This window comes from Tardisphaera saccharovorans, from assembly GCF_046635845.1.
In the GTDB taxonomy this organism is placed as follows: domain Archaea; phylum Thermoproteota; class Thermoprotei_A; order Marsarchaeales; family UBA168; genus UBA168.
In genome coordinates this window covers 461,329-480,048 of sequence record NZ_JAQQXN010000001.1, presented here as the reverse complement: position 1 = coordinate 480,048, position 18,720 = coordinate 461,329, and the positions used below count along the sequence as shown (strand labels likewise).

The 18,720-nt window shown below is 59.9% G+C and carries 16 protein-coding genes; 5 read left to right on the top strand and 11 right to left on the bottom strand.

Annotated elements, in window-relative coordinates; genetic code table 11:
• Positions 1-674: 674 nt before the first annotated feature.
• On the top strand, positions 675-1,481 hold the full coding sequence (locus PRZ02_RS02360) for a MarR family transcriptional regulator (protein WP_449464240.1): 807 nt from the start codon (positions 675-677) through the stop codon (positions 1,479-1,481).
• A gap of 192 nt (positions 1,482-1,673) precedes the next feature.
• Here PRZ02_RS02360 and PRZ02_RS02355 read toward each other — a convergent pair whose 3' ends face one another.
• The 3 genes from PRZ02_RS02355 to PRZ02_RS02345 are packed head-to-tail and all read right to left on the bottom strand — an operon-like array spanning position 1,674 to position 2,348.
• Positions 1,674-1,901, bottom strand: coding sequence for a hypothetical protein (locus PRZ02_RS02355; RefSeq protein ID WP_449464239.1), 228 nt, complete (start codon positions 1,899-1,901; stop codon positions 1,674-1,676).
• 4 nt (positions 1,902-1,905) lie between these two features.
• Positions 1,906-2,091, bottom strand: a complete 186-nt coding sequence (locus PRZ02_RS02350; protein ID WP_449464238.1) for a hypothetical protein — start codon at positions 2,089-2,091, stop codon at positions 1,906-1,908.
• Between the two features lie 56 nt (positions 2,092-2,147).
• Positions 2,148-2,348: a hypothetical protein gene (locus PRZ02_RS02345; protein WP_449464237.1), complete on the bottom strand. Its 201-nt coding sequence runs from the start codon at positions 2,346-2,348 to the stop codon at positions 2,148-2,150.
• 336 nt (positions 2,349-2,684) lie between these two features.
• Between PRZ02_RS02345 and PRZ02_RS02340 the strand changes: the two genes are divergently transcribed.
• Entirely contained in the window at positions 2,685-3,461 is a 777-nt protein-coding gene (locus tag PRZ02_RS02340; protein ID WP_449464236.1) for an FkbM family methyltransferase, read from the top strand.
• A 64-nt stretch (positions 3,462-3,525) separates the two neighbouring features.
• Here PRZ02_RS02340 and PRZ02_RS02335 read toward each other — a convergent pair whose 3' ends face one another.
• Both PRZ02_RS02335 and PRZ02_RS02330 read right to left on the bottom strand, forming a co-directional pair.
• Positions 3,526-3,828, bottom strand: coding sequence for a hypothetical protein (locus PRZ02_RS02335; protein WP_449464235.1), 303 nt, complete (start codon positions 3,826-3,828; stop codon positions 3,526-3,528).
• A gap of 359 nt (positions 3,829-4,187) precedes the next feature.
• Positions 4,188-4,406, bottom strand: coding sequence for a hypothetical protein (locus PRZ02_RS02330; RefSeq protein WP_449464234.1), 219 nt, complete (start codon positions 4,404-4,406; stop codon positions 4,188-4,190).
• A gap of 183 nt (positions 4,407-4,589) precedes the next feature.
• Here PRZ02_RS02330 and PRZ02_RS02325 point away from each other — a divergent pair, with 183 nt between their 5' ends.
• Positions 4,590-6,047 carry a hypothetical protein gene (locus tag PRZ02_RS02325; RefSeq protein WP_449464233.1) on the top strand — a complete coding sequence of 486 codons (1,458 nt, stop codon included), beginning with the start codon at positions 4,590-4,592 and terminating at the stop codon, positions 6,045-6,047.
• Here the strand turns inward: PRZ02_RS02325 and PRZ02_RS02320 are convergent.
• The 3 genes from PRZ02_RS02320 to PRZ02_RS02310 form a co-directional block, all read right to left on the bottom strand.
• The gene (locus PRZ02_RS02320; protein WP_449464232.1) at positions 6,015-6,707 is read right to left on the bottom strand and encodes a hypothetical protein; all 693 of its coding nucleotides are present in this window, start codon (positions 6,705-6,707) and stop codon (positions 6,015-6,017) included. The genes PRZ02_RS02325 and PRZ02_RS02320 overlap by 33 nt on opposite strands.
• Before the next feature lie 201 nt (positions 6,708-6,908).
• Positions 6,909-7,937 (bottom strand): GDP-mannose 4,6-dehydratase, encoded by a 1,029-nt coding sequence (locus PRZ02_RS02315; RefSeq protein ID WP_449464231.1) that lies wholly within the window; start codon positions 7,935-7,937, stop codon positions 6,909-6,911.
• A 304-nt stretch (positions 7,938-8,241) separates the two neighbouring features.
• Entirely contained in the window at positions 8,242-9,024 is a 783-nt protein-coding gene (locus PRZ02_RS02310) for a glycosyltransferase family 2 protein (RefSeq protein ID WP_449464230.1), read from the bottom strand.
• A 77-nt stretch (positions 9,025-9,101) separates the two neighbouring features.
• On the opposite strand from PRZ02_RS02310, the gene PRZ02_RS02305 reads away from it, so the two are divergent.
• Both PRZ02_RS02305 and PRZ02_RS02300 read left to right on the top strand, forming a co-directional pair.
• A complete protein-coding gene (locus PRZ02_RS02305) occupies positions 9,102-10,247 on the top strand; it encodes a glycosyltransferase family 4 protein (protein WP_449464229.1) in 1,146 nt (381 codons plus the stop codon).
• 325 nt (positions 10,248-10,572) lie between these two features.
• On the top strand, positions 10,573-11,598 hold the full coding sequence (locus tag PRZ02_RS02300; protein ID WP_449464228.1) for a glycosyltransferase family 2 protein: 1,026 nt from the start codon (positions 10,573-10,575) through the stop codon (positions 11,596-11,598).
• Here the strand turns inward: PRZ02_RS02300 and PRZ02_RS02295 are convergent.
• From PRZ02_RS02295 to PRZ02_RS02285, 3 genes are all read right to left on the bottom strand, one after another.
• Positions 11,583-14,555 (bottom strand): DUF2079 domain-containing protein, encoded by a 2,973-nt coding sequence (locus PRZ02_RS02295; protein ID WP_449464227.1) that lies wholly within the window; start codon positions 14,553-14,555, stop codon positions 11,583-11,585. The genes PRZ02_RS02300 and PRZ02_RS02295 overlap by 16 nt on opposite strands.
• A gap of 235 nt (positions 14,556-14,790) precedes the next feature.
• Positions 14,791-15,714 carry a GHMP family kinase ATP-binding protein gene (locus tag PRZ02_RS02290; protein ID WP_449464226.1) on the bottom strand — a complete coding sequence of 308 codons (924 nt, stop codon included), beginning with the start codon at positions 15,712-15,714 and terminating at the stop codon, positions 14,791-14,793.
• 171 nt (positions 15,715-15,885) lie between these two features.
• On the bottom strand, positions 15,886-18,720 hold the full coding sequence (locus PRZ02_RS02285) for a glycoside hydrolase family 38 N-terminal domain-containing protein (RefSeq protein ID WP_449464225.1): 2,835 nt from the start codon (positions 18,718-18,720) through the stop codon (positions 15,886-15,888).

The following is an 18,720-nucleotide window of genomic DNA, read 5'->3' as shown; positions in this document are numbered from 1 at the left end:
CGATCTTAAAACTAGAGATTCCCTTGCTCGATAAAAGCGTAAATACTGCTTTACTGCATGCTTCGGAAGCCTCTTAAGAATTCGCTCATAGATTTGCCAAAATACAGCAACATAGAAGGATCCCCGATCTCCGTGTGGTCCTTTGTCTCATTTTTATCAGAAGAAGCGCTGACCGTTAGAATTCCGTGAGCTTTATCCAGTGAGGTCGATTGTACGGCAGGCTTTTGCGCAAGCCTTCACCATATTGGCCCAAGAACCGAGATCTACTCAGCAGACCTCTCAAATAACTTGCCCCTAGAAAGCAAACGCGTGAACGTCGCGTTCACAATTTTTTGGCGGCGGGAGTTTGCAGCTTTGCATGTGCAAATGGCCCGTCAAGTAGCATCAGTATCTCGTGCTATATCATGTAAACACCCTCCGTTCACAGCGCGTTCACAGGCCAATTTTCATGAGGAAAATTGTGAACGTTTAGTGAAAGGTTAACACCTACGCGAGCGTTCACACCCGAGTTTAATGAGGAAAATGTGAACGGTTTGCTGAGGGCATTGGCGCGTTCGGTGAACGTTCACCGAGAGAGTTAAAACGCCCTATGAGGGATTACTGAGGGGGTGTGAACGCGATGTGAACGTTCACTTCAGAAAAATAGGCTTAAAAGCGAGCGCCGAACATATCTCATGCCTAAAAGGGAAAAAAGCACTCGTTCTAAAAAAGTTGCACAACTCTTGGTCAAAAACCCAAACGCCAGCATATCCGAGGTGGCGAGGAGGGCCGGAGTGTCCAAATCCTTGGTATCCCGCATCGCCAAGGAGCTCGAAGAAAAGGGGGTTATCCAGCGCAAGGCAGACGAAGCGGAAGAAGAGGTAAGGGGTAGGGCCCCGAAAAAGAGAGAAGAGATGGGGAAGAGGGATATCGAGAAAGATCTGAACTACATCTCCGCCCCGACGGCCGGCTCTCCGTTGAGGGATACAATCGTCACCAACGCGGCGTGGTGGCAGGAAGCCACTCAAGAGCTGGGGAAGAGGACCGCGATGCTGGCCCTACAGCTCGCGAGCTCCGATAACGACATAGAAAAGACCCTCAGCGGCTTCAAGAGCGCTGGTGAGTTCGTGGACTGGGCGACTGACGTCTTCCACGCGTTTGTGGACCTGAAGAGGGACGCCACGGCGCTCCTTGAGGAGAGACAGAAAAGGAGGGATGCCGAGGCCCGCGTGGCGCTCCGGGACATCTGGATCGACGCCCTGAAGCAGAAGCTCGGCGAGACGCAGGCCTGGTTCGCCTATGCCCTTAAATTCGTGCCCAGGGAGGAGATGATGAAAATGACGCTCGTGTCAACAGCGTATTCCGCTGTCAATAACCCGATTCTGGCTCCCTTCGCTCAGGCCGCTCCGACCGCTCAGGGCCCTAATGCTGGTGTCGGAACTAGCACCGGTGCAGGCGCAGCAAATGGTCAGCAGCCGCCAAGCGAAACGGCAAACAAGTGATAAGAGGGGCTTTTTAGCATCGAGCTCACGGGCAGATAATACAAAAGCGATAGAACCGAAGAAGAGATCAAGACGGTCCTCAGTTTCATACACTTCCATATGACAGATCACGGAAGGGGCTACCGTCATGAGAGAATAGCAGCCGCGACATCGAGCGCCCTTGCCCTAGCGTAGCATGCCATGGCGTCGTTATCAGACCCTCTGAACTGCTTCCGCGGTGAGCGTTTGGGGCTTCCTAGAGGTAGTATCGTCGCCGAACTTCCTCTTCATCCGAAAGAAGCCCTCAACCGCCCATCTCCTTCCGTAATCCGTTTCGTCCTTCCACCTCTTGTAGCCAAGCGCGCGGTACCTCCTGATCTCATCCCTCCTCCTTTTAGAGCCGCGGGAACGGTAAGTGGTCGCGTTTTCCCTAATCTTCACGGCGCTATCTGCGTCCCTTAAGGAAGAGAAGACAAGGTTGGCATCGTAAGTTTTTGCCGTAGAACCTCTTTACCCTCTTCCCCTTCTCCCTGACACCGGCGAGCATCTTCACGGCCGTCTTCGCCTCCGAATGGCCTCTTCCCTCGACGTAAGCGTCAACGGCCAGCAGCTTCCTGCGCCTAACGTCCACCGTGATTATCAGGACTACGTGCTTTTTCTGCTTTCCCGGCCTTCCGTACCTGTAGGTCAGGTACTTGCCAGCGCTTCCAGTTTCAACCCGGTGCCGTCGGCAGCGATTTCAAGTTCGTTGGCGCTTGGCAGCTTTTCGGGTACCAGGTTGGATATCCCCCTCCACGCGGTCGTGTAGTCGTCAGCCCTGGGGATCAGGCGAAAAGCCCTCAAAGCGCGGGCTATGCCCTCTAACCCGCGGTAGTCAACCTTGGCCATACCGCCTGCCACCTTGCAAAAGAGGCGGGGAAGAGATAGGGCCTTTCCCTCTTATTCCTGTTTGCTTTTCTCAGATCCCTCTTCCAGTGCTTGAAGATCCTGACATCGAGAAGGAACTCGCCCCTGATAACTAGTTCCTCGTCCTAGGAGTGCCAATCACGTCTGGGGCTAGGCTTATTTCCCTTATCCGCAGAGGTATCCCAGTGGTTAGAGCTCCTAGTCGCCATAACCTTGTGGCTCTAACCACTACTTATCTTACGTGTTGAAAGTTCTCTCTGGAATTATGCAACAATCTATTCATACCGAAACCTTTTTAATCGCAAGACGTATCACCGCGTGCAAAAGCCCGAAACACCGCAGAAATACCACTGGGGCCAGCTCACCCTGTACATACCGAGGGGTGGCGAGTTGATGCTTTACGAGAGGTATCTAGCGGGCGAGTACGACTCACTTAAGATCAGGCCCTCTGACGTGGTGCTCGATGCGGGAGCGTACGTCGGGGACTTCACGGTGAAGGCCGCGAAAAAGGCAAGGGAGGTCATAGCGGTGGAACCGATTCCCAGGAACTTCGAACTGCTGAAGAAAAACGTCGAGGCAAACGGCTTGAAGAACGTCACCCTCGTCAACAAGGCGCTCTGGAAGGAGCCCGGAATGCTAAAGCTGGCCGATGAGGGATTCGCATCCCATATAGCCAGCGAAGGGGTCGTCGTGGAAGCCGTAACAGTTGATGACATGCTGGCCGAGCTTGGGCGCAGCGTGAGCGTGGTCAAGATGGACATCGAGGGAGCTGAAAAGTACGCGCTGAAAGGGAAGTACATAAATCATGTGAGGGAGATAGCGATGGAGCTGCACGGCGAAAACGCAAAGGAGATACCGCCGTATCTCGAGCAACTCGGGTTTAAAGTGGAGTACTTCGGGAACAATCAATTAGCAATGAGAACCGCTAAGAACGCGCTGCTGCACATGCCTTCCCTGCTCGACGCCGAAACGAAGAGCTCATGGTTTGCCTTAAGGAATGCGTTAAGGTTCATCAGTCTCCACGGGAAATTACTGATTTTTTCACCCGACTCCCCACTCAGGGTGGTGTACGCTAGAAAACGCGCTGTCCAATAAATCCATCTTTCGTCTCATGTCGTTCTTATTTCGCGCCTCGCCCAAGGTAGCAGGCTGCCCAGTTTCACACCAACGCCCTGTGAACGGGCTCTGCCGTGAGCGTTTGGAGCTTCCTAGAGGTAGTATCGTCGCCGAACTTCCTCTTCATCGCAAAAACCCTCGATGGCTCAGCGCTTTCCTTAACTAGTCTTTTCCTTCCATATGTTATATCCCAGCGCGTGATACCTCCTGATTTCATCCTTTCTTCCTCCTGGAGCGCGAACTGAAAGCGGGCTCCGAAGTCCTTCCCCGAGCCCAGGAGGTCAAGGAAGGCTCCCGCGTTTTCCTTGCCAGTGACTATGAGTATGGAGGTAACACCTGCCTTCACAGGGAAGGAGACGTCAACTGCTGACGTCTCTTCCCCGCGCTACGTCGCGAGCTGGGAGCGAGCTGGGAGGGTTGCTTGGGTGGGAATAAACGTGAATAAGCCGCCAGCGGCCCCATTTTCCGCAGAAAGGCCAAGCGTGGAAGGGCGCATGCACCACCCTATACGCAGATTTTTTGATCGCTGGCTTTCCTTAAATTGCTTAAACTTTCTTAAACAGCTCATGAATCCCTTCATGAATGACCTCGGAAAAGCGGGCGCGGGACTCAAATTTTTCAAAAGTTGTCGACCGCAAATCCGAGAATTTCTCCGCTTTCTTAAGCTCTCTTAAAGGTTCTTAAGCTCGCTTTCGCAAGGCGCTTCTACAACCCGGACTGGGTTTCCCTTCCCTCCCTGACCTCGTGGCGTTGGAACCCCTGCCCTTGCGGGAAGCCGCTAGAACATCGATTGGCCCTAAAGCCGAAATTTGGGACACCCTTGGCAAGAGAAAAGTCCGACGCGCTTCTCGCGAAGCCAGCAGGCGCACGCCTGGCCCGCGCGAGGAAGCCCTCCTCGCGGCCAAAACCGCTCTGGGGAACCAAACTGGGAAGGCGCGTCTTGCGATAAGGCAGGGCTTCAAGATATCGTTAAAAGTGCGCACGTAAGCCCTTTTTCTCCGCTAGTGTTCGTTTTTCCTCGGCTAGTATTCCTTTTACTTTCGCTAATATTCGTTTTGCGTTTACTAGTATTCGAGATATCGTTAAAAGTCCAGCGCAGGCATTCTTATGGCTGAAGGCGCCAACGTGACCGTTTCCGTGTACGTTCCCGAGCACGTGAGGAAGGCGCTCGAGGCCGAGGTGCGCGCGCCGCCCCACGAAAAAGGGGCGGGCGAGGGGAAGCGCCTAAGCCTCCGCTCCTACCTCCGCGACCTCCTCGCGAGGCTCATATCCGAGGAAGCGGACGGCGGCCTGCTTTCCCGTGAAAGGAGGATGATATCGTACGCGTCAAGGGAGTACAGCGTCCCGATTGACCTGCCCAAAGAGGCCTACGTCAGGCTGAGGGAGAGGGCGAGCAGAGCTAGGGAATCCGTGAACGTCCTCGCCAGCGCCCTTCTCTTGAACTACTCGCTCCGCGACCCATATGTGAGGAGGGAGCACGCCTCCTTCTTCCCGCAGAGCGCGGAGACCGCTAGGTTCGTGAGGGACGGCGACAAGTCCCACCTCATCCGCGCTCATAAAGGGGCGGGAGGGGGCGGGGCCGTCAACTACGTGGCGCTGGGAAAGATCTTCTACGACTCCTTCCTGCGTCTCGTGGCGGACGAGGAAGAGCTGAAAAGGGTAGCCTCACTCGGCTCCGAGGACTTGAGGGCTTGGGTGCAGAAGTACGTCGATAAGCTGAAGGGGCTCGTCGATGAGGGCATGAAAGTCCCCACGCTGAGAATTGAGAACGCTGAGCTGAAAACCACGTTGGAAGCGCTGAGCTCCAAGAACGCGCAGCTGCGCAATGCCCTTCAAAGCCGCGACCAGGACCTTAAGGAGCTAAAACAAGAGATGAACGTGAAGGTAAAGCAACTGAGCGACGAGAAAGAAGACCTGCAGCAGAGGAACTCCCAGCTGCAGGAGGACAATGCCGAGCTGGAGCAAGAGCTGAAAGCGGAGAAGGAAAGGGCCGAGAAGCTTCAGGGATACATGGAGGAGTATGAAGACGCCATCTCGCTTGTGCTGACGGCGAGGAACGATCCCCTTTTGGGCAACATCTTGGGGAACGGCGCATTGGCATGGCTGATGGGGACCAACCCGCCAGAATTCATGCTCGTCCCCAACGTGGCGGCAACGGCAGATGAGGTCTTGAAGGCGCTCGAGAAGAGCAAGTTCTCGTCCTCAACCGTGAACAAGGAGGATTTGGCGCACTACGCGGCACTCGTGATAATGGAGCACTACGCCCGTTACCTTCTGAGGCAGAGGTCATCAATTATTTCCGAGCTGGCCCACCTTCCATCCTCGACGCCCTGCTTCCTCAAGGCCAGTGACCACAACTTCGCGACTAAGGCCTCCAACCTCGTTAGAAACTTGGAGGCATTTGCATGGATATGGGGCGGTGCCGCCAAGAAGAACGCCCGCTATTCAGTGAAGCCGCTGTTGCCAGACTCCCAGAAGCTGCTGGACGCCTTCGATGGCATGAAGGCTAGGATAGAGGAGGCAAAGAAGATGCTAGATGAGTGCAGGCCGCTTGGAAGGCGGTAAACGGTGGTAAGTTAAACCCAAAGCGACGACAAGGGGATCGGTCAGCCGCGCGATTTTATGCAATTTGGTAAAGGATCCCTCGTGTGCCTGAGCGAGACATCGCGCGCAGGAACAAACCCAAGCGCCGAGCCGGAGAGCGAAAACAGCACCTGACCCCTTGGCAACCGGGCGCCGACGTATTGGATCGCGGTCGCAACGACCTCCCGTCCACGCGCAAATCGGTATCACGACGAGTTTCTCCTTGTTCTCGATGGCGCTGCGCGCCGGGAAATTGACGCCCGTCCTCACCACGCTGACGTCCTCGTAGCCCAGCGCGCGCAGCTCGCGCGCCGTTGAATTTGCGTTCGTTACGACCTTCGAGCGACAGATTGCCGGGGCCACGTAAAGCTGGAGAAAATTGACAGCCCTCAAGAGGACGCCGCTTCCTACCCTCATCTTTATGGCATCGCAGGTCACCACGCGGTGGACCATCCTAACCTTCCTGACCGGAAAGAGGACGGTGAAAAGAAAGGGTATGGCGTTTATCGACTCAAAGATTAGCGCGAGCCCCTTCACCCTGAGCAGCTCAAGTAGCCCCAAGAAGTAAACGGTCCTGACGTTACCTAATGACGTAGCCCTCGTAGCGCTCCTCCTTCTTCCCCCTAGGAATCCAGCGCTCATAAAAACCACGTTGTATCCGTCCGCCCGAGCCTCTTAGCCATCTCATGGCAATAGCGCTCGGCTCTCCCGCTCAATGGGTTGAGGATATCCATGTAGTTTATGATCGCCACGGTTGGCTTTTTTCGGCCTCATTTAGCTCACCTAGGTGAGCGATAATAAGGCTCGCGCCATCCCTAAGGGGGAGCTCGTGCTTTTCCGAGCCTATGCCCTTCCTTGCGCCGCGGCCTTCATGTCATGCTCGACCATTATTTTCACCAGCTCCTTGAAGCTCGTCTTCGGCCTCCATCCCAGCTTCTCCTTGGCCTTCGAGTAATCTGCAACGAAGTTGTCCGCCTCAAGGGGCCTGAAGAACTCCTTGCTGACCCTAACGAGAACGCGGCCGTCCTCCGATAGGCCTACCTCGTCAAGCCCCTCCCCCTCCCACCTCACCGTGATCCCTGCCACCCTGAAGGCCTCAGTCGCGAACTCCCTCACCATGTGCGCCTCCCCCGTCCCCAGCACGTAGTCGTCCGGCTTCCCCTGCTGGAGCATCATCCACATCCCCTCCACGTAGTCCTTGGCGTACCCCCAGTCCTTCACCGCGCCGAGGTTTCCTAAAACTATGGGCTCCCTCGATCCCCTCGCGATCCTCGCCACCCCCAGCGATATCTTCCTGGTTACGAACTCTGGCCCCCTCACCTCGCTCTCGTGGTTGAAGAGGATGCCGTTGCAAGCGAACAGGCCGTATGCCTCCCTGTAGACCTTCACGGTCCAGTAACCAGCGAGCTTGGAGATGGCGTACGGGCTCCTCGGGCGAAACGGGGTCTGCTCGTTCTGAGCGACCTGCTCGGGCTTCCCGAACAGCTCGGACGTGGCGGCGTAGTAGAGCCTCGTGCGCGGGGAGTAGTCCCTCACCGCGTTGACCGCGTTCAGCGTGCCCCCTATGTTCACGTCGTAGGTGAAGGAGGGGTCGGCGAGGCTGTAGGCCACAAAGGACTGGGCCGCCAGGTGGTAGAGCTCGTCGGGCTTAACGTCAGAAAGGGCTTTGTTCATGAAGTTCGTGTCCGTAACGTCCCCCTCGAGGAGCCTTATCTGATCCCTCAAGCCCTCAGGGAGAAGGGAGAGGTTCCCGCGGCTCCTCGAGGAGTTCCTCCTCACTACGCCGTATACCTCATAGCCCTTTGACAGGAGGAACTGAGATAAGAAGTAGCCGTCCTGACCGGTTATGCCCGTAATGAGCGCTTTCACCAAAGATCTCGTCCGTTAGGGTGCAGATAAAGGCTAGTTATGCCCGTAATAAGCGCTTTCATGGCGTAACTCCGATGGGCGCTAAAATAGCTTTCGCTGCGCCCTTTCGGCCACCTGGGTCTCATATAGGCCAATCCTGCGGGCCATAAGAAAAAGGCCTTGCCGCCTTTCGCGCCCAACCTTTCCTCCCGGTTCTTTCTTCATCCCTACCTCAATCCCTTCCGTTCTCTCCGCTTTCCGAGCTCTGCGGTTGCGCAACCTTTTGGCGTCACAAGACCGCTGCTAAAGTCCGCTACCTCCGCGCTTTTCATCGCCCAAGGTAATAGCCCAGCGCGAAAGAAAACCCCTTCAGGGCCACAAGGCCGATGAGCGGTGCCCTCTCCCTCACGCTCCCAATCCTCATCCCCCTGTTTCTCAGGAAGAACTCGTACTTCGTGCCCTTGAGGGCCCTCGCGCTCCTCCCGTACCTCGCCCACTTCCTGGCGTACTCGATCAGGCCCATGTCCTCCGCGTGGTAGATCCCCCTCTCCACGTATCCTGCGGTCGGGACCTCGCGGCTCACCTCCCAGTAGAGCACGGCGTCCTCGTACGCGGTCAGCCTCTTACCTAGATCACCCACCCTCTCGTAGGCCCTGATCAGGGCCCCTCTATCGTAAAACCTCGGCTTTATCGAGCCCTTAATCGGGTCGAGGTTCTCCGCCACGTGTGAGCCTATGACCCTCTTGTCAAGTGAGTCCATGGCGGCCACGATCCCCCTTCCCGTCACCACCTCCTCAAAGGCAACCGCGCGGTAGCCGGAGGAGTAAGCCCTCTCCAGAGCGGTGGGCTCCAGAACCTGGTCGGCATCCATGTTCATCACGAACTCCCCGGACGCCTCCCTAGCCCCTATGGCGCGGGCCTCGAACCTGCCCGCCTTAACCCTTATGACCGTTGCGTGCTTCTCGGCCAGCGCCGCCGTCCCGTCCGGTGAGAGGGAGTCCACGACGATCGCCTCTACCTGAGAGCCCAACGACGAGGCCCTCACGGAAAGCAGCGCCCTCTCGATCGTCGACGCCGCGTTAAGCGTAGGTATGACCACTGAGACCTTCACTCGCCTCACGCTGTAATCCGGGAAAGACATTTAAGCAAATCGCGCGCAAGCCCTAAAAGCGCCCCTCCTCCCGCGTTATGTCCACCTCCTCCCAAGGGCCTCCCAAATGGCGCCCCCTCGACGTCCTCTGGATCAACCACAGGGACCCAAAGCACCCCCGCGCGGGAGGGGCGGAGGTCCACCTCATCGAGGTGGGCAAGAGGCTTGTGGCCAGGGGGCACGCCGTCACGCTCCTCTGCGAGAGGTGGCCCGGCTCAGCTCGCGAGGAGGTCATCGAGGGGGTCCGCGTGAGGAGGTACGGCGGACCCCTTACCCTCCACGCCCTGTCCCCCATCTTCGCGGCGGCATCGCGCGCTGACGTGGTCGTCGACGACGTGGCCCACGCGGTCCCGTTCTTCTCCAACCTCTTCGCGCGCAGGCCGGTCGTGGCCATCGTCCACCACGTCCACCAGGGCGTGCTTGACCGCGAGCTCCCCTTTCCCATTTCCTGGGCAGCCAAAAAAGCCGAGAGGGGGGTGAGGCTTTACCGCTCGATCGTAACCGTCTCGGAGGCCAGCAAGGCCGACCTAGTGAGAAAGCTGGGCGTGAGTCCGGAAAGGGTCACCGTGATCAGCGAGGGCGTTGACCTCTCCAAGTACTCCCCTGGGAAGAAGGCGGATGCCCCGACCTTCCTGTGGCTCGGCAGGATAAAGAGGTACAAGAACGCCGACCACGCGATCAGGGCGGTATCCGCCGTCAGGGGGGCCCGCCTTACGGTGGCAGGGGCAGGCGACCCCGACGAGGTCTCGCGCTTGAGGGCGCTGGCCAAAGAGCTGGGGGCCGAGGACCGCGTGGATTTCAAGGGCTGGGTAAGCGAGGAGGAAAAGGCCAGCCTTTACGCGGAGAGCTGGGCCCTCCTCATGACTTCATCCGTTGAGGGCTTCGGGCTGGTCGTTGTCGAGGCGGCGGCATCGGGCACACCGACCGTGGCCTACGACCAGGGGCCCATGAGGGAGGTGGTCGAGGACGGGAGGACCGGCTTCCTAGTGCCCTTCGGAGACGCGAGCGCCCTCTCCGAGAGGGTGGCCGCCCTCTCATCGGATCGCTCGCTGGCCGAAAGGATGGGGATGGAGGCAAGGCGGTTCTCCAAGAGGTTCGACTGGGACGCGACCGCGGCCGAGTTCGAGAGGGTCCTGCTGACTGTCGCGGGGGGAAGGGGCGATCCGGCGAGGACCGTTCCTTGACCGCGGAGCTTTCACCCTTTCTTATACCTAACCAAGACTTCGTCAGCGAGGCCAATGTCGTAGCGGAGCATTCACCTTTTCTTATACCTAACAAGGCCTTCTTTACTTGCCGTCGTCCTTGACCGACGAGCGTCACCCTTAGGGAAGGGGATCGCTCAGGGAGGAACGCGCTTTACCGCGATTTGAAAGGTACCGGGGGCCCTGCGGCGAGGAGGCCGCGCGGCGAGCGAGGCGAGAGGCTTTGCCCCGCCTGCGGCGATAAAACTTCAGCGAGCTTCGAAGCGAGCTTCAAAAAGCGTAAAGGCGCACCCGCCCATATCAAAAGATGCTGAAGCCCTCCCCGCTACCCGATCCCTCCCCGTCACCTCAGGTCTCCTTCATAATACCCGTGGGAAAGGAGGGGGACCTCACCGCCCGCATGCGCCGCTTCCGCGATGAGGTGAAGGGGCTCTCCGCCGAGGTTTTGCTGGTCACGGACGTCCGCGATCCGGTCACCCTCTCCTCCTTGAAGGCTCTCTCCCGCGAGGGCTTCCGCTGCCTCTTCATAACCTCCCCCGTGGGAAAGGGGGGGAGCATTAAGGCAGCGGCGGAGCTATGCGCCGGGAAGGCCGTCGTAATAGAGGACGCCGACATCCCGGTTTCCCCGGAGGACGTGAGGAGGGCGCTTTCCCTTCTAAAGGATGACGCGTCTCTCGTTTACGCGGAGAGGACGAGCAGGGAGCACGGGGCCCTCCGCCTCTTCCTCTCCGACGGCTACAACGCCCTCGCCCGCCTCCTCTTCCGCACGGGCGTGAAGGACCACCAGGCCGGGTTCAAGGTACTGAGAAGGGACGTCATCCCCCTCCTGCGGGAGATCAGGAGCGACGGCTTCGAGTTCGACACCGAGCTGCTCGCCCTAGCGCGCGAGGTCGGGAGGCTCGTCCCGGTCCAAGTTAGGTGGAGGGAGAGGAGGAGGGAGGAGGGAGGAGAAGGACGCGAGGGCGATGAGGACGGCGAGAAAGGCAAGAAAGAAGGGAACGGGGATGGAGCCGGAAGGGCACAAGGAAAGAGAAGAAAGGACCCGAAGCCCTCCACATTGCTCCCTGCTAGGGCGACCTTCACCATGTTCTCCGACCTAATCATGTTCAAGTACCTTCAGATAACTAAAAGGGGCGTGAGGAGGGTGAAAGCCGGGGACGTGATAGACCTCTCAACGGGGCAAAAGGTGGGCGAGGCATACGCCACCTACGTCAGGTGGAGGCACCAGGGGCTTGCCAAGGTCGCGAGGTACCTTTACTTCAGGGCCTTCGCGGGGTGCGAGCCCCCAAGCGAGGACCGTGCGCGCCCAAACGAGGATCAGGCCGCCACCTGAACTACCCTCACAGACTCAAGGCGCAAGGACCCAGAGGCGGCGAGCCCGACCCACCCGCAGAACCCGTCCACGGAAAGGGAAAGCGTGACCTCCTGAGGCCCCCCTCTTAGAAGGGCAGAGGTCGAGGAAAGGAGGGCGGTCGAGTTCCACGCGTAGGCCGAAAAAGTGGCGCTTCCGCTTCCCTCAACCGCAAAGGTCACGTTGAACTTCCCGGGCGGAAGTGCCAGGTACGGCCCGTACCACTCCGGGCGGATGGCGTAGGACAGGCCCCTGAACTCCACCGCGAAGAGCTCGTCGTAGGGGCCGTAGAAGGAGGCGTTCGCCGGCGCGTTCGCGGGCTCAGCTCCCCGTGAGGGCGTCCAGAACTCGGATGCCGGCAGGCTCTCCACGAGGGGCGAGTAGCGGACGAGGGGCCCTGAGTAATTTGCCCTGAGGAGAACGAAGCCGTCGAGTTCCGCGTAAATCCCGTACCCGTGAGATAAGAGCCAGTTAGCGGACGCCAACGCCGACGCGTTCTCGTAGCCGAAGCTCGGCTTGTAAAGCCAAATCGCGGTCACCTGATCGCTTACGTGAAAGTTGAAGAGGGCGTACTCCTGCTGGCCGTTGACAGCATCCCAGATCACGTCGTGTCCATAGGCCTCCGGCATGTCGTTCTCCACGGATAGCGGGGCGCCCTCAGGAACGAGGGAAAGGGCCTCGGTCAGGTTCCCGAAGGCCGCGGTGTCCGGCGCCTTTGCCAAAAGGACGCCGCTGGCGTTGTTGTTGTCGTACGGCGATATGAGCGGAGGGCGGGGAGAATAGGGGGAGAAGAGCGGGCCGTAGGGCTCGTAAAAGACGTCGAAGAACGCCAGGGCCAAAAGGACGAGGGCTGCTACCTTCTTTGGTTTTGCGACCCTAGACAAAAGCGAGAGGCCGTCGACCGCCCCCAAGAAAAGGAATGGCGCGATCCCGGCCACGTACTGAAGAAACGGGAACTCGTATCCCCAGTAACCTATGTAGACGAGGGCGAAAACGTACGGTACGTAGAAGAGGATCCACCTCTTCGAGAGGAGGGGAATCAGCAGCAGCGGAAAGAAGAGGGCGAAAAGCGAGTAGGCCTTTTGAGGGTAATCCGCCAGGATAGAGGATATGCCAGCCGCTGCTGCCGGCGAGCCATAAGCAAGGCCGAGGACGGATGAGGGGCTCCTCAGCACCATCAGGTAGTAAGCCAGCAGGAACGAGGACGATACGCACAAGAGCGAGGACGAGAGGGCCGCCTTCTTCCTCTCGGGCATGGGCGAAAGCGGCGCGAAGCCGAGGGGGTAGCTCGGCTTGGCCGCCGTAAAAAGCCTCGCGACTGCCAAATCCACGAGCAACAACAGGGAGAAGAGCGCGGGAAATATCTCGTACGCCCCCCTCACGCTTCCCGAAAGGGCGAGCAAGATTAGGGACGGCCAGAGGTTCCCCCTCTCGTAAAAGTAGTAGCCCGCCAGGAACAGGAGGGGAAAGAAGGCCTGCATGTGCAGGTCGAAGGCGTTGGCGGGCGCAAGCGGGAAGTAGGCCAGGTAGGCGACCGAAAGGGCGACCGACGCCCCCTCCCCCACGTGGCGCCTCGCCACCCCGTAAAGGGGAAGGGCCCCTCCCCCTATGAAGAGGGTCTGAAGGACAAGCATGAGCGGGGCGCTCCTGAAAACGATGAGAGGCGAAAGGAGGAACAGGAAGGGCCTGTCAAGGGCGTAGAATAGCAGGTTCTGGCCCTCCATCACCTGCCTCATGGAGGTAAGGAAGACGCCAAGGTCCCAGTACGTGGCGAAGAGGTCGTAATACCTCGTTATCGAGAACCAAGACCAGTAAGCCATGTAGGCGGCGAAGGCGATCAGAACGACCACGAGCCCCGCGTGCCCTCTGATCCAGCCCTTCATCCCGCTCGCGCCTTTTTTTGCGGTCATCGATCGCCACGACTCGTAGAACTTCTCGTACTCCCTCTTAGCCCTTTCCCTTCTGTAGTAGCCCTGCAGGAACGACCAGTCGTCCCTCCTCGCCGCGGCCTTCTCCACCGCGTCGACCCACCCCTCGACGTCGTTCGGGTCCACAAGACGCCCCCCTCCCCTCATTATCTCCCTGTGAACGGGTATGTCTGAGGCCACAACCGAGGTGCCAGAGTTGATCGCCTCTATCACGGGGTAGTCGAAGCCCTCCGCTAGGCTTGGGGCCACGAGGACGTCGGCAGCGTTGTAGTAGTAGGGCATGAGCTCCCTTGGAACCCCCTCGAGGAACACCGCCTTCCCCCTCAGCCTCTTCTCCATGCTCTCCGACCTCCCTATCCTCACGAGGAGGTAGCCGAGCGATTCCACAACGTGGGGTATAACCCCCAGGTTCTTTGTGGGCGAGTCCCTTCCCACGCTGAGCACTACCTTCTTATCGAGGGGAAGGCCAAGCCTCTTCCTCGCCTCCTCGGGATCCCTCGGGGTGAAGTCGTCCTCCGTCCACTGGTGTATCACCTCGGCGGTGGCGTCGGGAACAACCTCGGAAAGCGCTTCGGCGGTGGCCCTCGATATGGCCACCAACCCCCTGAGCGAGGGGACGAAAGCCAGCTCCTTCCTGAAGTAGAGCCTGAAGTAGTAGGAGTGGTGCTGCGGCAGCTGGAGGGGGATAAGGTCGTGAACGGTCCCGTAGCACCTCCGGTTGTACTTGGAAAGGTGGAACCAGTCGGGCGAGGCGAAGTGGACCTTCCCCATGCTCGACACCGCCTTCCCCCACCTCGAGGGCAGGTAAAGGGAGGAGAAGACGTGCGCCTGATAGGGTATCCTCAACCTGAAGGGAGACCTCACCACTTTCTCGTAGCCCTTCTCGCTCACGGAAGAGCTCACCTTGAAGAGGTAGAGGTCGTCGAAGAGGCCAAGGGAGAAGAGGCGGGCCGCGTATATGCCTATGCCGTGCGTTATGGAGGACGAGGATATGACCGCCGACCTTTTCATGGGTAGGGGGACGGAGGGGCTTAAAGGGATCTCGTTTTGGAGGGCCGCTTGACGTCGCTGGCGGCGCTTGGTCCTTGGCTTTTTAGCTGCAGGTCGGTGATCCTCCGTGCAGGCGACCCAATTGTACTGAGGGCAGAGCGGACCGGCAGTCCTCGGTAGTCCTCCGTGTAGACGACCCTTGCCCCGAAGGGGTCGATCCTAACCTCCTCCGCCCTGTGGTCCGAAAGGGCCTTAATCACGTCTGGCTTCTTCGAGGGGGCACCAGGAAAAGCATGAAGCCTCCCCCTCCCGCCCCCTGGAGCTTTCCGCCTATCGCCCCCGCCCTTACCCCCTTCTCGTAGATCTCGTCGATGTCCGGATTGGATATGGAGGGCGCGAAGGTCTTCTTAACCCCCCAGTTCTCGCCCACAAGCCTCCCTAGCTCCTCGAGGTCGCCCCGCGAGAGGAGGTCGCGTGCCCTGTAGGCGAGCTCCCTCACCCTGTAGTAGCCCTCCAGGTGATCGCGGACGGTTGAGTCCTGAACCTCGTGTATGGAGCCCGATGACCTCTCCGCCCCCGTGAAGACGAGCAGGAGGTAGCCCTCGAGCTCCCTCCTCCTCTCGGCGCTCATGATGACGGGCCTCACGAGGACCGCGTCGTCAGAGTTAAACTGGAAGAGGTTTATGCCGCCGTAGGCCGCCGCGTACTGGTCCTGCTTCCCTCCCGGCTCCTTCAGGACCTCCCTCTCCACGTGGTAGGCCTCCCTCGCCAAGGTCTCTGGGGTGACGCTCTCGCCTAGCCAGGTGTGGAGGGCCAAGAGGAGGGCCACGAGGAAGGCCGAGGAGGAGCCGAGGCCCGTTCCCCTTGAGGGTATCTCGGTGACGCTTACTATCTGCACTCCCTTGTTTATGCCGAGGAGCTTGAGGGACTCCCTGACCGTTGGGTGCCTTATCTGGTCGATGTCCCTCACCTTGTCCTCCGTCACGGAGTAGCTTATCCTGTACTCGTCTGGGTAGAAGTTGCGGGCGACCGTGACGTATATGTAGCGGTTGATGGTGGCGGCCAAGAGCGCGCCGGGCCCGTGCTCCCTGTAGAAGGAGGGAACGTCGGTCCCTCCTCCGGCGAAAGTTATCCTGAGAGGTGCCTTGGTAACCACGTACCTGAAGTCTCCCTGAGACACTTGATTAGACTGCGGTGGCCTTTAAGCTCGGCCCCCATTTTCCACGTTTTCTCCGCTTCTCCGCGCATAGCGCTCGGCGCCCAGCGAGGACACGACCTTAAAAAGTTGGGCGCGCGGTCTTCCCTTGCGGCCGCTCCCGCGTCCCCGCAGGTCCTCGATGTGTCCGTCGTATCACTCACGGGTCCCTCGCAGGTAAACCTTGTAGGTCGCGACCCCCTTCCCCTTAACCCTCACGGCGAAGCCCCTCTCGGTCCTCGGCACCTCCTCGCCGTCCCTCTCGTCCATCTCGGAGAGGCTTACGCCCCTCACGCTGAAGAGGGGAAAGCGCATCTCCCCTGAAACCTCCTCCTCTCCGGGGTTGTAAACCCTCACGATCAACCCCTTGCCGTCAAGCGAGGGCTTGAAGGCCGAGAGGTAGAGGCCGCTGGGGAGCTCCAGCAGCGAGGAGGAGCTGGGGAGCGCCGTCCCCTCAGGGCCTCCCACGGGAGAGATCATGCCGAACAGCGGCTTCAGGTAAGCCTCTGCCTCCGCCCTTGGCAGCTCTCCCTCGAAGGGAACCACCGAGAAGGAGAAGGTCATGGTCTTGAGAACCTGCGAGGCCGGCGTCATGACGCTTGGGCGAGCGAAAATCGAGCCAACCGACCTGAAGAGGGTAACCATGAGCGCCTTCCTCGAGCCCTTGCCTTTGCTTTCCTCCTTGCCCTCCTCATCCTCTCCTTCCCGCTTTTCCTCGCCCTTTCCCTCGGCTCCCGTCCCTGCCTCCGCCCAAGGCACCTCCTCCACCCAGCTCTCGTAGAGGCCGCGGGCCGCCAAGAGAAGTCCACACCTCCCATCGCCTGCGGCGACCCATCCCTTGAAGGGATAGTTGTAGTAGAGGGGATCGCGCCCCGCGTCCCTTTTGAGGTCCTGCCTCACCTCGGCGAAGGCGGTGGAAGTGATCAGCTCGCTCACCTCCATTGGGAAGGCAACCCTCAGCAGGTGATCCCTCGCGTTGTTGTGCACCGTGACCTCGAACTCCGCCCTCCTCGTCCCCCTTATGAGCCTGGCCCTCAGCTCCACCTCCAGATTTACAAGCTCGCTTGCGTCTGCCTCCCTCTTTCCCTTCCTCCCTTCCCATACCGCTTCCTTGGGAACTGGCATGGAGTAGATCGCGCGCATCTCCTCCCATAACGGGGTCCTGACCACCTCCGATCCCGTGAGCTTGCCCGCGCTCGTCACCACCACGTCGGGGGAAGGCGTGCCGTGGTTGTACTCGTCTCCCACGTCCCCCGAGTCCACAAGGCATATGCCGTCGTACGCGCGGCCGCTGCGCCTGTCTCTAAGGGAGAGCGTCCCGTCACCCCTCAGCGAGAGCTCGAGGTCCTCGTTCCTTATGACCGCGCTTCCCCTGCTTGAAGCCGGGGGATCGCCCTTCTCAAGGGAGTAGGCCCTGTAGCCCACCGCGGGAACGTCTGCCATGAACGCTATCCTTGTCGCCTTTGGCTGCAGCCCCTTCTCGTTGTCGACCTCCTCCGACACCGCGGGGCCTCCCTCGCCGTCCCCAATTGCCCTTCCTATGGGCCCAGTCCCAGCCGGGAGGTCAACGAAAACCAGGTCGTGCCTGCGCTGGTTTGACGGGTTGAACACAACAACGGTCAAGGGAAGGGAGAAAATGCCCTTTGCCGCGGCCGCGGCCGCACCCGCAGCGGTCCCCGCGCTAACGCCTGCACCAGCACCCGTTATCGGGGCCGGGCGGGAAACCCTCGCAGCCAGAAAGTCTCCCGCGCGCTGCGCCAGAGCCATGCCCGCCTCCTTGGCCCTCTCCAGCCTCTCCAGCTCTTGGTCGTTCACGCTGTCCACTCCCGTGGTGCAGGCGCTGTCGTGAGCGTGCGACCTCAGCAGCAGCTTCCAGGGGTAATCCAGCGACACCGGATCGCCGCCGAGTCCCCTTTGGACCGCGCTGAGGGGCTCGGCGTAGAACTCTAGCACCGCCTCCGCGTCGAAGTTCTCGCGCTTCGTGTCCGGCCTCGTGGAGAGGTATCCCCTCAGGTTCCCTCCCCAGATCGCTCCCCTGAGCTCTCCCTCGTACGTCTCGAGGGGGGTGGCAGCCGCGTCGGCCTGCGCTGCTTTCTCGTAATCGTCCAGGTCGGCGACCACGAGGTCCTCCCCAAGCCTTTCCCTCAGCCAAGCGAGCACCTCCCCCACGCGCTGGGGAGGCATGTGATCGCAGCCTATCATTACCGGCCATGACCTCAGCGCCGAGTGCTCCTTCAGCGCCCGCAGGAGGTCGGAGACCGGCTTTAGCAGGGCCTCGCGCTCGCTTCCCTCAAATCCCCTTCCCACGGAGTAGTAGGCCCCCAGGGAGAAGGTGCGACCGTAGGGAAGGTAAGCGTAGACCGGGGAGTAAAGCTCGGCGGAGAGGGCGCCGGGGTTGAGGCCGCAGTAGCCCCCGTCCCTGAGCAGCACCGCGAGCACGCTCGAGCCATCAGGCGCCCTCCACACGAACTCGCTCTTGCGCTTCTCCCCCTCCTCTCCCACCCCCCTGCTGAAAACGAAGGTGCGGATGCCAAATCCCCTGAGTATCGTTGGGAGGCTTACCACGTGCCCGAAGGAGTCGGGCACGTAACCGACCATGGAGGACCCGCCTGCAGCGCGGGCGACCGAGAGACCGTAAAGGAGGTTCCTGACTAGCGACTCGCCGCTCGGAACCCACTCGTCGGGCTGAGTGTACCAAGGGCCAACCCTGATCTTTCCGGCCCTGATCAGGGAGAAGAGCTCATCCCTTCTCTCGGGCCTGAGCTCGAGGTAGTCCTCAACCACCACCGACTGACCGTCAAGCACGAACTTCTCCAGCGTCCCGTTCCGAATCATGTCCAGGGCTGCGTCCACGACCCTCGTGAGCCAAACCCTGTACTCCTCGAAGGGCAGGTACCACTCCCTGTCCCAGTGAGTGTGAAGCACGACGTAAAACCTGCCGCGACCCGCGGCTTCGCTGGCCTCGGCTTTCCCCTTTGAGATTTCGGCCAT

Excerpts from the sequence above, each read along its gene's own strand:
- PRZ02_RS02295 (WP_449464227.1), bottom strand. The coding sequence starts at position 14,555 with ATGAAAAGGTCGGCGGTCATATCCTCGTCCTCCATAACGCACGGCATA.
- PRZ02_RS02300 (WP_449464228.1), top strand. The coding sequence starts at position 10,573 with ATGCTGAAGCCCTCCCCGCTACCCGATCCCTCCCCGTCACCTCAGGTC.
- PRZ02_RS02325 (WP_449464233.1), top strand. The coding sequence starts at position 4,590 with ATGGCTGAAGGCGCCAACGTGACCGTTTCCGTGTACGTTCCCGAGCAC.
- PRZ02_RS02305 (WP_449464229.1), top strand. The coding sequence starts at position 9,102 with ATGTCCACCTCCTCCCAAGGGCCTCCCAAATGGCGCCCCCTCGACGTC.
- PRZ02_RS02345 (WP_449464237.1), bottom strand. The coding sequence starts at position 2,348 with ATGGCCAAGGTTGACTACCGCGGGTTAGAGGGCATAGCCCGCGCTTTG.
- PRZ02_RS02360 (WP_449464240.1), top strand. The coding sequence starts at position 675 with ATGCCTAAAAGGGAAAAAAGCACTCGTTCTAAAAAAGTTGCACAACTC.
- PRZ02_RS02320 (WP_449464232.1), bottom strand. The coding sequence starts at position 6,707 with ATGAGCGCTGGATTCCTAGGGGGAAGAAGGAGGAGCGCTACGAGGGCT.
- PRZ02_RS02285 (WP_449464225.1), bottom strand. The coding sequence starts at position 18,720 with ATGGCCGAAATCTCAAAGGGGAAAGCCGAGGCCAGCGAAGCCGCGGGT.